The 15,153-nt window shown below is 60.0% G+C and carries 17 protein-coding genes; all 17 read right to left on the reverse strand.

Annotated features, from left to right (window positions below; translation table 11 throughout):
- Positions 1-47: 47 nt before the first annotated feature.
- Positions 48-1,520, reverse strand: a complete 1,473-nt coding sequence (der, locus tag C6Y56_RS23035) for a ribosome biogenesis GTPase Der (RefSeq protein ID WP_169431775.1) — start codon at positions 1,518-1,520, stop codon at positions 48-50.
- Between the two features lie 260 nt (positions 1,521-1,780).
- Positions 1,781-2,932, reverse strand: a complete 1,152-nt coding sequence (bamB, locus tag C6Y56_RS23040) for an outer membrane protein assembly factor BamB (protein WP_169431776.1) — start codon at positions 2,930-2,932, stop codon at positions 1,781-1,783.
- Positions 2,925-3,566, reverse strand: a complete 642-nt coding sequence (locus C6Y56_RS23045; RefSeq protein WP_085734102.1) for a tetratricopeptide repeat protein — start codon at positions 3,564-3,566, stop codon at positions 2,925-2,927. The genes bamB and C6Y56_RS23045 overlap by 8 nt, the downstream gene beginning before the upstream one ends.
- A gap of 41 nt (positions 3,567-3,607) precedes the next feature.
- Positions 3,608-4,897, reverse strand: a complete 1,290-nt coding sequence (hisS, locus tag C6Y56_RS23050) for a histidine--tRNA ligase (RefSeq protein ID WP_169431777.1) — start codon at positions 4,895-4,897, stop codon at positions 3,608-3,610.
- Between the two features lie 22 nt (positions 4,898-4,919).
- Positions 4,920-6,029, reverse strand: coding sequence for a flavodoxin-dependent (E)-4-hydroxy-3-methylbut-2-enyl-diphosphate synthase (gene ispG, locus C6Y56_RS23055; RefSeq protein WP_169431778.1), 1,110 nt, complete (start codon positions 6,027-6,029; stop codon positions 4,920-4,922).
- 3 nt (positions 6,030-6,032) lie between these two features.
- Complete coding sequence (locus C6Y56_RS23060) at positions 6,033-7,076, reverse strand: RodZ domain-containing protein (protein ID WP_169431779.1); 1,044 nt, start codon at positions 7,074-7,076, stop codon at positions 6,033-6,035.
- The gene (gene pilW / locus C6Y56_RS23065) at positions 7,076-7,834 is read right to left on the reverse strand and encodes a type IV pilus biogenesis/stability protein PilW (protein ID WP_169431780.1); all 759 of its coding nucleotides are present in this window, start codon (positions 7,832-7,834) and stop codon (positions 7,076-7,078) included. Before pilW ends, C6Y56_RS23060 begins: the two co-directional genes overlap by 1 nt.
- A 12-nt stretch (positions 7,835-7,846) precedes the next feature.
- Positions 7,847-8,995 (reverse strand): 23S rRNA (adenine(2503)-C(2))-methyltransferase RlmN, encoded by a 1,149-nt coding sequence (gene rlmN, locus C6Y56_RS23070; protein ID WP_169431781.1) that lies wholly within the window; start codon positions 8,993-8,995, stop codon positions 7,847-7,849.
- 28 nt (positions 8,996-9,023) lie between these two features.
- The gene (ndk, locus tag C6Y56_RS23075; protein WP_039765715.1) at positions 9,024-9,449 is read right to left on the reverse strand and encodes a nucleoside-diphosphate kinase; all 426 of its coding nucleotides are present in this window, start codon (positions 9,447-9,449) and stop codon (positions 9,024-9,026) included.
- An 88-nt stretch (positions 9,450-9,537) separates the two neighbouring features.
- Positions 9,538-9,738, reverse strand: a complete 201-nt coding sequence (gene iscX, locus C6Y56_RS23080) for a Fe-S cluster assembly protein IscX (protein WP_027619659.1) — start codon at positions 9,736-9,738, stop codon at positions 9,538-9,540.
- Positions 9,739-9,752: 14 nt separating this feature from the next.
- Entirely contained in the window at positions 9,753-10,094 is a 342-nt protein-coding gene (gene fdx / locus C6Y56_RS23085; protein WP_169431782.1) for an ISC system 2Fe-2S type ferredoxin, read from the reverse strand.
- Entirely contained in the window at positions 10,094-11,959 is a 1,866-nt protein-coding gene (gene hscA, locus C6Y56_RS23090; protein WP_169431783.1) for a Fe-S protein assembly chaperone HscA, read from the reverse strand. Before hscA ends, fdx begins: the two co-directional genes overlap by 1 nt.
- A 51-nt stretch (positions 11,960-12,010) precedes the next feature.
- Positions 12,011-12,532, reverse strand: coding sequence for a co-chaperone HscB (hscB, locus tag C6Y56_RS23095; protein WP_169431784.1), 522 nt, complete (start codon positions 12,530-12,532; stop codon positions 12,011-12,013).
- 8 nt (positions 12,533-12,540) lie between these two features.
- Positions 12,541-12,864: an iron-sulfur cluster assembly protein IscA gene (gene iscA, locus C6Y56_RS23100; RefSeq protein WP_003227904.1), complete on the reverse strand. Its 324-nt coding sequence runs from the start codon at positions 12,862-12,864 to the stop codon at positions 12,541-12,543.
- Positions 12,865-12,892: 28 nt separating this feature from the next.
- Positions 12,893-13,279 (reverse strand): Fe-S cluster assembly scaffold IscU, encoded by a 387-nt coding sequence (iscU, locus tag C6Y56_RS23105; protein WP_027619655.1) that lies wholly within the window; start codon positions 13,277-13,279, stop codon positions 12,893-12,895.
- Between the two features lie 101 nt (positions 13,280-13,380).
- Complete coding sequence (locus tag C6Y56_RS23110) at positions 13,381-14,595, reverse strand: IscS subfamily cysteine desulfurase (protein WP_169431785.1); 1,215 nt, start codon at positions 14,593-14,595, stop codon at positions 13,381-13,383.
- Between the two features lie 50 nt (positions 14,596-14,645).
- Positions 14,646-15,137, reverse strand: a complete 492-nt coding sequence (gene iscR, locus C6Y56_RS23115) for a Fe-S cluster assembly transcriptional regulator IscR (RefSeq protein ID WP_007956690.1) — start codon at positions 15,135-15,137, stop codon at positions 14,646-14,648.
- Positions 15,138-15,153 lie beyond the last annotated feature (16 nt).

Here is a 15,153-nt window from a genome sequence, read left to right on the forward strand (position 1 = left end):
CTGACAGCCACAAAAAAGGGCGTCATGGACGCCCTTTCCCGATTGCATCAGCGCTTGTCGCGGCGCTTCTTGCTGGCTTTCTTGTTGTGCGACATCAAGCGGCGCTTCTTGTTGACCTGGCGGTCGGTCAGCGTGTTCTTGTTGCCTTCGTACGGGTTCTCGCCGCCCTTGAACTCGATACGGATCGGCGTACCGACCAGTTTGAGCACGCGGCGGTAAGTGTTTTCCAGATAGCGCACGTACGACTTCGGCACTTTCTCGACCTGGTTGCCGTGGATCACGATGATCGGCGGGTTCGCCCCCCCCAGGTGAGCGTATCGCAGCTTGATCCGGCGGCTGTTGACCATCGGCGGCTGGTGCTCGCTGACCGCGTCTTCGAGAATCTGCGTCAGGCGGCTGGTCGGCCAGCGGGTGACCGCGGACTTGAACGAGTTCTGCACCGAAGCGTAGAGGTTGCCCACGCCAGTGCCGTGCAGTGCCGAGATGAAGTGGATATCGGCGAAGTCAACGAAGAACAACCGACGCTGCAACTCGACCTTCACGAAGTCGCGCTCGCTCGGCGTCATTCCGTCCCACTTGTTGATCGCGATCACCAGCGCGCGACCCGCCTCAAGGGCGAAGCCCAGCAGGTTGAGGTCGTGATCGACCACACCTTCGCGGGCGTCCATCACAAAGATCACCACGTTGGCGTCTTTGATCGCCTGCAGGGTTTTGACCACGGAGAACTTTTCGACTTCTTCGTGGATCTTGCCGCGCTTGCGCACACCGGCGGTGTCGATCAGCGTGTACTTCTCGTCGTTACGCTCGAACGGGATGTAGATACTGTCGCGAGTGGTGCCGGGCTGATCGTAGACGATTACCCGGTCCTCACCGAGCATGCGGTTGACCAGGGTCGACTTGCCGACGTTCGGACGGCCGATGATGGCGATCTTGATCCCGTCTTTTTCGCTCGGACCAGGAATGCGCTTGGCTTCCTCGCCTTCGGCGACCACTTCTTCCTCTTCACCTTCCGCCGGCTCGTCATCATCACGCGGGAAGTCGCTCAGGGCCGCTTCCAGCAGTTGAGTGATGCCGCGACCGTGGGCACCGGCGATCGGGATCGCGTGGCCCATGCCCAGCGGGGCGAATTCGGCGCGGGCCATTTCCGGGTCGATGTTGTCGACCTTGTTGGCGACCACGTGAGAACGCTTGTTACGTTTGCGCAAGTGTTCGGCGATCATCTGGTCGGCGGCGGTGAAACCGGCCTTGGCATCTACCAGGAACAGAACGACATCCGCTTCTTCGATGGCCAGCAGCGACTGCTCGGCCATTTTTTCGTCCATACCATGCTCGTCACCGGAGATACCGCCGGTGTCGATCAGAATGTAGGAACGCCCTTGCCACTTGGCCTCACCGTACTGGCGATCACGGGTCAGACCGGACAAGTCGCCGACGATGGCGTCGCGAGTCCTGGTCAGGCGGTTGAACAAGGTGGACTTGCCGACGTTCGGTCGGCCCACCAGGGCGATTACGGGAACCATGCGGCTCTCCACTTCGTTATTTCAGAAAATACAAAAGCCGCTGCGAGGCAGCGGCTGGTGCTCGGGGCAACGCCCAAAAGCGCTGCAAGCCCCGGTATACCGGGGCCGCCTGGGGGTTTAACCCCAAGCATAGCTAAAGGGCCTGCGTTCGATCATGCGGCGTTAAAAATCAGCTCGGGATGCTCATTGACTGAAGTCAACTCCGCGCCCTCGCTGATTTTTGCCTTGCCTGATCTTCGCTCGGCTCCTTCAGTGAATTGTTACTTGATGGTCAGGGCTTCCAGTTTGCCGCTGTTGCCATACACATAAATCGTGTCACCCACCACCAGCGGACGGGCACGCAGGCCGTCGCTGTCGATGCGCTCGCGGCCGACGAAACGACCGTCCACCTGACTCAGCAGATGCAGGTAACCTTCCAGGTCACCGACTGCAACGTAGCTGGAGAACACTTCCGGTGCCGACAGTTGACGGCGGGCCAGCGAATCGTTGCTCCACAGTGCAGTGGTGGAACGCTCGTCGACGCCTTCAACGGTACCCGAAGACAGGCTCACATAGACGTTGCCGAAACCCTGTGCGATACCGGCGTAGCTCGACGCATCGCGCTGCCAGAGTTGACGGCCGCTTTCCAGGTCCAGTGCCGCAACGCGACCCTGATAGCTGGCAACGTACAGCGTACCGCCGGACAGCAGCAGCCCGCCGTCGATGTCAACCACACGTTCCAGTTCCGAACGACCCTGTGGAATCGCGATCCGCTGCTCCCAGACCGGCACGCCGTTGGAAATGTCCAGAGCGACCACTTTACCGGTCGACAGGCCAGCCACCGCGAGGCGGTTGGTCGCGAGCGGCGCACTGGTACCACGCAGGGTCAGTACGGCAGGGGTGCTGTCATACACCCAGCGCTGGTGACCGGTGGATGCATCCAGACCGATCAGACGATCGTCCTGGGTCTGTACAACCACGATGTCGCCGTTGCTGGCAGGTGGCGCCAGCACTTCGCTGGTCACCCGGGCGCGCCATTTCTCTTCACCATTGATGGTGTCGAGGGCGATGACATCACCACGCAGAGTACCGATCAGAACCAGACCGTAGCCTACGCCGACGGCACCGGAGACAGGCACATCCAGTTCTTTCTTCCACTTCACGTCGCCGTTGCTGCGATCCATGGCCATCACGATGCCAGTAACGTCGGCGGCGTAGATGGTGTCACCATCAATCGCCGGCACCAGCATGTTGTAGGTTTCGCCCTGACCGTCACCGATCGAACGACTCCACACTTTGTGCAGAACCACTTCTTCCTTGAAGGAAGTCAGCTCGGCCGGTGGCAGTTCCTTGGTGCTGTTGCTGCTGCAACCCGTGGCCAGAATGGCCAGAGCCAGCAATGCTGCATGCTTCCAACCGATCACGTCACGCATCCCCTTTGGCCAGGTCGTCCAGCTTGATTTGAAGGCCACCGACCGCCGCTTCATCCGACAGTGCCGCCTTGGCTTTTTGATACGCCGCGTTCGCTTCGTCAGTGCGGCCCAGCTGTACCAGCAGGTCGCCCTTGAGTTCTTCGCGAGTGGCCAGGAACGACTTGTCGGCATCGCCTTCAAGCAGTTTCAGGGCCTCGTCAGCCTTGTTCTGTGCACCCAGCACCTGCGCCAGACGCTGACGGGCGATTTCGCCCAACGCCGCGTTGGCCGGTTTGGCAACGATTGCCTTGAGTTCGGTCGCCGCGTCGTCCAGCTTGCCGCTGTCGACCGCAACCTTGGCCACGAACAGGCTGCCGTACTGCGCGTAGGCAGTACCGCCGAATTCGCTGTTGAGCTTGCCGGCCAGATCCGCAACGCGCGCGGCGTCAGGCTTGCCATCCGGAGTCAGCGTGGTTTCCAGCAATTGCTGATAGAGCACCGAGGCGCCTTGCGACTGGTTGCTCTGATACTTGTGAAATGCCTGCCAGCCGAACACGATGACCAGCGCCAACAGGCCGCCAGTGACCAGAGGTTTGCCGTTGCGTGTCCACCAGTCTTTCAAATCCGCCAACTGTTCGTCTTCGGTACTCGACACCCCAATACTCCTTAATCGCTAAATCGGCTGTTTGGACAGCTTCAACCCTGCACGACGCAGGTGGCCAGGTGAGCGGCAAGCGCATCCCAGGCAATGCTTTGTTGTTCGCCCTGGCCACGCAGGGGTTTGAAACCTACCACTTGCTGGGCCATTTCGTCGTCACCCAGGATCAGCGCGTACAACGCACCGCTCTTGTCGGCTTTCTTGAACTGGCTCTTGAAGCTGCCGGCACCGGCATTGACTTGCAGACGCAGGTTAGGCAACTGGTCGCGTACACGCTCGGCCAGGGCCAGACCGGCCAGCTCCGCCTCTTCGCCGAAGGCGCAGAGGTAGACGTCAACCTGACGGGAAAGCTCTTGCGGGATCTGCTCCAGGGTTTCCAGCATCAGCACCAGACGCTCGATGCCCATGGCGAATCCGACGCCCGGCGTCGGCTTGCCGCCCATCTGCTCGACCAGACCGTCGTAACGGCCGCCCGCACAAACAGTGCCCTGGGCGCCGAGCTTGTCGGTGACCCATTCGAATACGGTTTTGCTGTAGTAATCGAGACCGCGTACCAGTTTCGGGTTGAGCACGTAAGGAATGCCGACAGCATCCAGACGGGCCTTCAGACCTTCGAAGTGGGCACGGGACTCGTCGTCCAGGTAGTCAGCCATCTTCGGCGCATCGACCAGGACGGCTTGCGTGTCGGCGTTCTTGGTATCGAGCACGCGCAGCGGGTTGGTCTTCAGGCGACGCTGGCTGTCTTCGTCCAGTTTGTCGTGGTGCGCCGAGAGGTACTCGACCAGCGCTTCACGATAACGGCCGCGGGACTCGCTGGTGCCCAGGCTGTTGAGTTCGAGCTTGACGGCATCACGGATACCCAGCTCGCCCCACAGGCGCCAGGTCATGATGATCAACTCGGCGTCGATGTCCGGACCGTCGAGGTTGAAGACTTCCAGACCGATCTGGTGAAACTGGCGATAACGGCCTTTCTGCGGACGCTCGTGACGGAACATCGGACCGATGTACCAGAGCTTCTGCACTTGGCCACCGCCGGTGATGCCATGCTCGAGCACGGCACGCACGCACGCAGCGGTGCCTTCCGGACGCAGGGTCAGGGAGTCGCCGTTGCGGTCGTCGAAGGTGTACATCTCTTTTTCGACGATGTCGGTCACTTCACCGATCGAGCGCTTGAACAGCTCGGTGAATTCGACGATCGGCATGCGGATCTGCTTGTAACCGTAGTTATCCAGCAAACGCGAAACGGTGCCTTCGAAGTAGCGCCATACCGGGGTCTGTTCCGGCAGGATGTCGTTCATGCCACGAATGGCTTGCAGGGACTTGCTCACAGAAATTCCTTAATTCGTTCGATCAGCCGCGCGCGATGACCGCTGCGTCGGCTTCGACCTTCTCGGCCGCCTTCTCGCGGATCAGCTTTTCCAGCTCGTCCACCAGATTGTCATTCGTCAGCTTATGCGACGGCTTGCCGTCGATGTAAATCAGGTTTGGCGAGCCGCCGGTCAAGCCGATATGGGCTTCCTTGGCTTCACCCGGGCCATTGACCACACAACCGATCACCGCGACATCCAGCGGCACCAGCAGGTCTTCAAGGCGCCCTTCCAGCTCGTTCATGGTCTTGACCACATCGAAGTTCTGCCGCGAGCAGCTCGGGCAGGCGATGAAGTTGATGCCACGGGAACGCAAATGCAAAGACTTGAGAATGTCGTAACCGACCTTCACTTCCTCGACCGGGTCGGCGGCCAGCGAGATGCGGATGGTATCGCCAATCCCCTCGGCGAGCAGCATACCTAGGCCCACGGCGGATTTCACTGTACCGGAGCGCAATCCACCGGCTTCGGTGATGCCCAAGTGCAGCGGCTGAACGATTTCCTTGGCGAGCAGGCGATAGGCTTCGACGGCCATGAACACGTCGGAGGCCTTCACACTGACCTTGTAGTCCTGGAAATTCAGGCGCTCAAGGTGCTCGACATGACGCAATGCCGACTCGACCAGCGCAGCCGGTGTCGGCTCGCCGTATTTTTTCTGCAGGTCTTTTTCCAGCGAACCGGCGTTGACGCCGATGCGGATCGGAATCCCGCGATCACGGGCGGCATCGACCACGGCGCGTACGCGATCCGGGCTACCGATGTTGCCCGGATTGATGCGCAGGCAGTCCACACCCAGTTCGGCCACGCGCAAGGCGATCTTGTGGTCGAAGTGGATGTCGGCAACCAGCGGCACTTTGACCAGTTGCTTGATCTTGCCGAACGCCTCGGCGGCGTCCATGTCCGGCACCGAAACGCGGACGATGTCGACGCCGGCAGCTTCCAGACGGTTGATCTGTGCGACGGTGGCCGCGACGTCGTTGGTGTCGCTGTTGGTCATGCTCTGCACCGCGATAGGTGCATCGCCGCCCACAGGCACGTTACCGACCCAGATCTTGCGTGATTCGCGACGTTTGATTGGAGATTCGCCGTGCATGACTTATTGACCCAACTTCAGGCGAGCAGTCTCGCCACTGGTGAACGGAGCCACATCGACCGATTGGCCGTTGTAGCTGACCTGGGCGCCACGGGCATAACCCAGGCGCACGGCAAACGGTGGCTTGCCGGCGACGGACAGGCTGTCGCCCTTGCGCTTCAGACCACTGAACAGCACTTTGCCGCTGCCATCGGTCACTTGTGTCCAGCAATCGGCGATGAACTGAACCTGCACCTGGCCTTGACCGGCAACCGGGGCAGCCGCAACGGCAGGGGCTGAAGTCGGTGCAGCAACGCTTGGCGTTACCGGCGCGGTAACAACGGGTGCAGGCGCGGCTGGAACGGTTGCCGGCACAGTCGCCGCCGGAGCCGCAACCACTGGCGCCGGGACGTGGGCCGTCGCGGCCGGGGCCGGTGCCACGGGTGCAACGGCTGCCGGAGCGGCAGTTTCGGCAACCGTCGATTCAGCGGTGGATTGCGATTGAGGCAGTGCCAGGGCCGTTGCGCCCTCAGCCTCGCCTTCCGCAACAGCCTGGTCTTCCGGCTCGTCCAGCGGGTGGATCTGGGTAGTGCCGTCCGCACCTTCGACTTCCACGTGCTCGGGAGCCAGCGTGGTCAGGTCCTTGGTGCGCAACGAGGTCTGATCCTGCCACCAGACGAAACCGCCGCCGATGACCCCGATCAGTAACAGCAGGCTGACGATCCGCAAAATGGTGTGGGAAACCCGAACCGGTTCTTCGATGCGCCCCAGCGCGTGCACATTGCTGCCCTGGGAGTCGGTGCCGGTGGACTGATCGAACTGCTGGACCAGAACAGCCTGATCCATGCCGAGCAATTTGGCATAGGCGCGAATATAGCCGCGAGCAAAGGTATGCCCCGGCAGCTTGTCGAACGCACCGGCTTCGAGGTTGGACAGGGAAGTCACGGTGAGGTTGAGCTTGAGGGCCACTTCGGCCAGCGACCAGCCATTGCTTTCGCGGGCCTGGCGCAAGGTTTCACCGGGGTTAACGCGATTCGCTGCTACAACTTCGGGATGCGCCGCTTTCATCATTGCTCCGACAGGTATTGCTGATATTCCGGCGTACCGGGATAGAGTCGTTTTAATTGCAGGCCCGCACTGGCGGCCTTGTCGCGATCTTCAAATACTTTTGCCAATCGAACGGCGAGCAACAGACTACGTGCATTTTGCTCGGAGAGCTGGCTGAAACGGTCGTAATAGTCACGCGCGGGCACATAATGCCTGTCTTCGAATGACAACTCAGCCATTTCCAGCAAGGCCCGTGGTTGTTGCTGGTTCAAACGCAGCGCCTTTTCCAGTTGCTGCTGCGCCAGCTCACGCTGACCAAGCTTCGATGCCGTCATGCCGAGATTCTCGAACACGCGTGAACGCTCAGGATACAGGGTATCGGCGGCGGCCTGCTCAAAACGCTCGTAGGCCTCCTTGTAACGCTTCTCTTCGTAGAGAAAACTGCCGTAATTGTTGAGGATGCGGGCATCGGCGGGACGGGAGGACAGCGCCTTGCGAAAGTGTTCGTCGGCCAGCTTCGGCTCCATTTCCGCCTGGAACACCAGCCCGAGGGCGGCGTTCGCATCAGGATCCGAGCTATCCAGCTCGAGGGCCTTTTTCAACGGCACCTTGGCCCGTTCGGTCATGCCTTGCTGCAAGTATCCCAGCCCCAGCTGCACATAGGCAGCCCGCGCCTCGTCGCGGCCCTTGCTGGTCTTCATCGGGTTGTAATCACCCGACAGGACACAGCCAGCACACAGGCTGGCCAACAGCAACAGCAGCGCAAAGCGCAGGGACATAGAGATCCTCTCTTAATTAGTGTTCGCGGCGTTCTGTGCCAGATCGCTGTCGGCGCTCAATTCGCGCACGGCGATGTAACGTTCACTGCGACGGGTGCGATCCAGCACCTGCCCTACCAATTGACCGCAAGCCGCGTCGATGTCTTCACCACGGGTGGTGCGGACGGTGACGTTGAAGCCTGCCTGATGAAGCTGATCCTGGAATCGGCGAATCGCGTTGTTGCTTGGCCGCTCGTAACCGGAGTGCGGGAACGGGTTGAACGGAATCAGGTTGATCTTGCAGGGAATATCCTTGAGCAACTCGATCATTTCCACAGCGTGCTCAAGCTTGTCGTTGATGTCCTTGAGCAAGGTGTACTCGATGGTCAGCACACGTTTCTCGCCCAGGGCGGACATATAGCGCACGCACGAATCGAGGAGCATCTTAAGCGGATATTTCTTGTTGATCGGCACCAATTGGTTACGCAATGCGTCATTCGGTGCGTGCAGGGACAACGCCAGGGATACGTCGATGTGCTTGGCCAGCTCATCGATCATCGGCACCACACCCGACGTGGACAGGGTCACGCGGCGCTTGGAGATCCCGTAGCCCAGATCATCCATCATCAGATGCATGGCGGCCACGACGTTGTCGAAGTTCAGCAGCGGTTCGCCCATGCCCATCATCACCACGTTGGTGATGGCGCGGTCGATGGTTGCCGGAACACTGCCGAAGGATTTGTTGGCAATCCACACCTGGCCGATGACTTCGGCGGCGGTGAGGTTGCTGTTGAAGCCTTGCTTGCCGGTGGAGCAGAAACTGCAGTCCAGGGCACAGCCTGCCTGGGACGAAACGCACAGAGTGCCGCGTTTGCCCTGGGGAATGTAAACGGTCTCGACGCAGCTGCCGGACGCCACGCGCACCACCCATTTACGGGTGCCGTCGCTGGAGATGTCCTCGCTGACCACTTCGGGACCACGGACCTCGGCAACCGCCTTGAGCTTTTCGCGCAAGGCCTTGCTGACGTTCGTCATGGCGTCGAAATCATCGACGCCAAAGTGGTGAATCCATTTCATTACCTGACCGGCACGGAAACGCTTCTCCCCGATTGAGTCGAAGAATTTTTCCATTTCCGGCTGGGTCAGACCCAGCAGGTTGGTTTTAACAGTCGATGTCGTCATGGATTCACCTTCACTCTTAAGCCAATGCTTAGCGAGTGGTTACTTCAGTAGCTGCGAAGAAGTAAGCGATTTCGCGAGCAGCAGCGGCTTCGGAGTCCGAACCGTGAACGGCGTTGGCGTCGATCGATTCAGCGAAGTCAGCACGGATGGTGCCTGGAGCAGCTTCTTTAGGGTTGGTAGCGCCCATCAGCTCACGGTTGCGAGCGATGGCGTTTTCGCCTTCCAGAACCTGAACGACAACTGGACCCGAAGTCATGAAGGCAACCAGGTCGCCGAAGAAACCACGAGCGCTGTGCTCAGCGTAGAAGCCTTCGGCTTCGGCTTTGGACAGTTGCTTCAGTTTCGAAGCTACAACGCGCAGGCCAGCGTCTTCGAAGCGAGTGGTGATCTTGCCGATCACGTTTTTAGCAACGGCGTCAGGCTTGATGATGGAGAAAGTACGTTGAACAGCCATGGTGTAACTCCAGAAACAGTAATTTGCGAAAAATTAAACCCGCGAATTATACGCGGGTTCTTGGGTATTGCCTAACCTGCAAGGACGATCAGTCTACTTCTTCGATCCAGAGCGCCTGAACCGCTTCCAACACCTTCTCACCGACTCGGCCAGAGGTATTGTCGAAATCAGGCAGTTCCATGATCCATCGCTGCAAGTCGACGAAATTGACAGAGAGCGGATCGACGTCCGGCTTGGCTTCGGCCAGCTCTTCTGCAATACGTTGAACATCATTCCAACCGTAGCTCATGACAGTCTTACCAGTCAGTGCGGCGCTTCGGCCGCATGGTTAAGCGAATATTTCGGAATTTCGACGGTGATGTCTTCTTCACCGACGATGGCCTGACAGGCCAGGCGCGAATGCGCCTCAAGACCCCATGCGCGATCAAGGAAATCTTCCTCCAACTCGTCGGCTTCTTCCAGCGAGTCAAAACCCTCGCGAATGATGCAGTGACAGGTGGTGCAGGCGCAGACGCCGCCGCAGGCGCTTTCCATCTCGATGTGGTGTTCGTGGGCCAGATCGAGAATCGATGTGCCGGGCTCAGCCTCGACCACCATACCCTCAGGGCAGAACTTCTCGTGGGGCAGAAAAATGACCTGCGGCATCAGATATCCTCGATTTCATTCAGATTGCGCCCGGACAGAGCGGCTTTCACCGTCTGATCCATACGACGGGCAGCAAAGGCGTCGGTCACTTGCGACAGACGCTTGGTCTGCTGCTCGATGGCGTAACCATCGGTACCTTTCATCAGTTCGGTCAGTTCCTGCACCTGCAGATCGATGACCATGCGCTCTTCGGCGTCGAGCAAACGCTCGCCATCCGCCTCCAGAGCCCCCTGCACCGCCTCGATCAGGCGCTGGGCATCGACTTGCTGCTCACGCAGAACGCGGGCGACCTTGTCGTCATTGGCATGCTGGAACGAATCCTTGAGCATTTTGGCGATCTCGCCATCGGTCAGACCATACGATGGCTTGACCTGAATGCTGGCCTCAACGCCCGAACCCAGTTCGCGGGCAGAAACGCTGAGCAGACCGTCGGCATCGACCTGGAAGGTGACGCGAATCTTGGCTGCACCGGCGACCATTGCCGGTATGCCGCGCAATTCGAAGCGAGCCAGGGAGCGGCAGTCGCTGATCAGCTCGCGCTCGCCCTGCAACACGTGAATGGCCATGGCCGACTGGCCATCTTTATAAGTGGTGAAGTCCTGGGCGCGGGCAACCGGAATGGTGGTGTTGCGCGGAATCACCTTCTCCATCAGGCCGCCCATGGTTTCCAGCCCCAGGGACAGCGGAATCACGTCGAGCAGCAGCAGCTCGCCACCATCGCGCTTGTTGCCGGCCAGTGTATCGGCCTGGATCGCAGCCCCGATGGCCACCACCTGATCCGGGTCGATTTCAGTCAGCGGTTGGCGACCGAAAGCTTCGGCGACGGCCTCGCGAACACGTGGAACACGGGTAGAACCACCCACCATCACCACGGCGTGCACGTCTTCCAGCTCGACGCCGGAATCGCGAACGGCACGGCGACAGGCTTTCAGGCTGCGAGCAACCATCGGCTCAATCAGCGCATCAAAGGCTTCGCGGGTCAGCTGTGCTTTCCAGTCACCATAAGCAACTTCAACACTGTCGGCATTCGTCAGGGCTTCTTTGGCCGCACAGGCGGTTTGCAGCAGATTGCGCTGCGCACCCGGATCGAGATCGGCGGACAGGCCCGCGCTCTCGATGATCCAGCCGGCAATCGCGTGGTCGAAGTCATCGCCACCCAGCGCGCTGTCGCCGCCGGTTGCCAGAACTTCGAAGACACCGCCGGTCAGGCGCAGAATCGAAATATCGAAAGTACCGCCGCCCAGGTCATAAATGGCGACCAGGCCTTCGGCATGCTGATCCAGACCATAAGCCACGGCAGCAGCAGTCGGCTCGTTAAGCAGACGCAGCACGTTCAGGCCTGCGAGTTTCGCTGCATCTTTAGTGGCCTGACGCTGAGCGTCGTCGAAATATGCAGGAACGGTGATCACTGCGCCAACCAGCTCGCCGCCCAAGGTCGCTTCAGCGCGCTGGCGCAGCACTTTCAGGATATCGGCAGAGACTTCGACCGGGCTTTTCGGACCCTGCACGGTGTCGATGAACGGCATGTGCGATTCGCCGCCGACAAAGCGGTACGGCAGTTGCTCGCCCAATTGCTTGACGTCGGACAGACCACGGCCCATCAGGCGCTTGACCGACAGCACGGTATTCAGGGGATCGGAGGACGCGGCCAGCTTGGCCGACTCGCCGACTTCGACGCGATCGGCGTGATAACGCACGGCGGAAGGCAGGATGACCCGCCCTTCAGCATCGGCCAGCGGCTCGGAAAGACCACTGCGCAACGCAGCGACCAGCGAATTGGTAGTGCCCAAGTCGATCCCCACAGCCAGACGACGCTGGTGCGGTTGAGGACTTTGGCCGGGTTCGGCGATCTGCAGTAGGGCCATCGTGATCAGGACTTATCTGTATATCAGGCGTGCGACCGGAGCGGCACTGGGTTAATCGTCGAGGCGCTCTTCTAACTGGCGCACTTCGTAGGTGAGCTTGTCGAGGAACTGCATGCGCCGCATCAGGCGTTCGGCCTGTTCGCGCTGCGCCGCATCATCCCAACAGGCTGCGAAGCTTTCGTTCAGCTGTTCCTGGGCAGTTTTCAGGCGACGCTTGAAGGCTGCGACGCCCGCCAGGTCGGCACTGTCCTGCAGATCTTCGAGTTCTTCGCGCCATTGCATCTGCTGCAACAGAAACTCGGGATCATGGACCGTGACTTCCATCGGCACTTCATGACCGCTGATCGTCAGCAGGTAACGCGCACGCTGGGCCGGACTCTTGAGCGTCTGGTAAGCATCGTTGAGCCGAGCGGACTGTTCGAGCGCCGAGCGCTGCTCACGCTCGGAAGCGTCGGCAAAACGATCGGGATGAACGCCGCGCGCCAACTCGCGATAGCGCGTGGCCAACTGCTCGAGATCCAGACGAAAGCCCGGTTGCAGCTCGAATAAAGCGAAATGACAAGGAGTTCCCACGACCAGCCTCAGATGTTGAAGCTTTCGCCGCAGCCACACTCACCGCGCACGTTGGGATTGTTGAACTTGAAGCCTTCGTTCAACCCTTCCTTGACGAAATCGAGCTCGGTGCCGTCAAGGTAGGCCAGGCTCTTGGGGTCGATAATCACTTTTTCGCCGTGACTCTCGAACACCTGATCTTCTGCAACCACCTCGTCGACAAACTCCAGCACGTAGGCAAGGCCGGAACAGCCCGTGGTGCGAACACCCAGACGAATCCCTTCACCCTTGCCGCGCCCGTCGAGGGAGCGTCGCACGTGTCGAGCAGCCGCTTCTGTCATGCTGATAGCCATCGTTGACTCCTTACTCGTCGCCCAATGCTTAGATCAAGCCTTTCTTCTGCTTGTAGTCGCGAACGGCCGCCTTGATGGCGTCTTCAGCGAGAACCGAGCAGTGGATTTTCACCGGCGGCAGGGCCAGTTCTTCGGCCAGCTGAGTGTTCTTGATGGTTTCCGCTTCGTCCAGGGTCTTGCCCTTCATCCACTCAGTGGCGAGGGAGCTGGAAGCGATAGCCGAACCACAGCCGTAGGTCTTGAACTTGGCGTCTTCGATAACGCCCTGCTCGTTGACCTTGATTTGCAGACGCATCACGTCGCCGCACGCCGGAGCGCCGACCATACCGGTGCCGACATCTGGATCTTCCGCGTCCATCTTGCCGACGTTGCGCGGGTTTTCGTAGTGGTCGATGACCTTTTCGCTGTAAGCCATGATTCTCAATCCTCACTCATCAGGGCCGCTCTTGAGACCCTGCAACTGCGCTGCGCAAACCGCCGCGTCGCTACAGGATCTGTATCCGGCGGCTTCTATATTTAGTGTGCCGCCCACTCGATCTTCGAGATATCGACGCCGTCTTTGTACATGTCCCACAGCGGCGACAGAGCGCGCAGCTTGGTAACGGCCTCGCAGACTTTCTGCGCGGCGTAATCGATTTCTTCTTCGGTGGTGAAGCGGCCGAAGGTGAAGCGAATCGAGCTGTGTGCCAGTTCGTCGTTGCGGCCCAGGGCGCGCAGTACGTACGAAGGCTCAAGCGACGCCGAGGTGCAGGCCGAACCGGACGAAACCGCCAGATCCTTGAGCGCCATGATCAGCGACTCGCCTTCAACGTAGTTGAAGCTCAGGTTCAGGTTGTGCGGAACGCGGGCGGTCAGGCTGCCGTTGACGTACAGCTCTTCCAGATGCTCGACCTGCTTGTAGAAACGGTCGCTCAACGCCTTGATACGCACGTTTTCGGCAGCCATGTCTTCCTTGGCCACACGGAACGCTTCGCCCATGCCGACGATCTGGTGAGTCGCCAGGGTGCCGGAACGCATGCCACGCTCGTGACCGCCGCCGTGCATGGTCGCTTCGATGCGCACACGCGGCTTGCGGCTGACGTACAGCGCACCGATGCCTTTAGGGCCGTAGGTCTTGTGGGCAGAGAACGACATCATGTCGACTTTCAGCTTCTGCAGATCGATATCGACCTTGCCAGTGGACTGAGCGGCGTCGACGTGGAACAGGATGCCTTTGGAACGAGTCAGCTCGCCGATGGCGGCGATGTCGTTGACCGTGCCGATTTCGTTGTTCACGTGCATCACCGACACTAGGATGGTGTCTTCGCGCAGTGCGGCTTCGATCATGGCCGGCGTGATCAGACCGTCTTCGGTCGGCTCGAGGTAGGTCACTTCGAAACCTTCACGCTCCAGCTGGCGCATGGTGTCGAGGACAGCCTTGTGCTCGATCTTGGAGGTGATCAGGTGCTTGCCCTTGGAGGCGTAGAAATGTGCCGCACCCTTGATTGCCAGGTTGTCGGACTCGGTGGCACCGGAGGTCCAGACGATTTCGCGCGGGTCGGCGTTGACCAGGTCGGCCACCTGACGACGGGCGTTTTCGACGGACTCTTCGGCCTTCCAGCCGAACACGTGGGAACGGGACGCCGGGTTACCGAAGTTTCCGTCGACCAGCAGGCATTCACTCATCTTTTGCGCAACGCGCGGATCGACCGGGGTGGTCGCAGAGTAATCAAGGTAAATCGGCAATTTCATGGACTATCTCCTAAATCAGGCTGGCTGGCGTGCCGCTAGCTCTCTGGCTGTCATTCGACGGCGGACGCTTCAATCTTGTCCAGGCGCGGCGCCTTGCCATTGCAACGACGCTGATCCTGACGCTGGGCCACTTCCTGTACCTCACGGCGAGTTACGAGGTCGGCCAAGCTGATACCGCTGAGAAATTCGTGAATCTGCAGGCTCAGGTCGCACCACAGGTGATGGGTCAGACAGGTATCGCCGGAATGGCAATCGCCCTGGCCCTGGCATTTGGTGGCATCGACCGATTCGTTCACCGCATCGATCACCTGGGCGACCTGAATGCCCTGCATGTCGCGGGACAACTGGTAACCACCGCCCGGACCGCGAACACTGGAAACCAGGTTACTGCGGCGCAGCTTGGCGAAAAGCTGTTCGAGATAGGACAGGGAGATGCCTTGGCGCTCGGAGATATCGGCCAGGGACACCGGCCCGTGTTGCGCGTGCAACGCCAGGTCAAGCATGGCGGTCACGGCGTATCGGCCTTTTGTAGTCAGTCGCATGGACAATTACCACGGA

Origin of the sequence: Pseudomonas fluorescens (assembly GCF_012974785.1) — a bacterium.
In the GTDB taxonomy this organism is placed as follows: Bacteria; Pseudomonadota; Gammaproteobacteria; order Pseudomonadales; family Pseudomonadaceae; genus Aquipseudomonas; species Aquipseudomonas fluorescens_BT.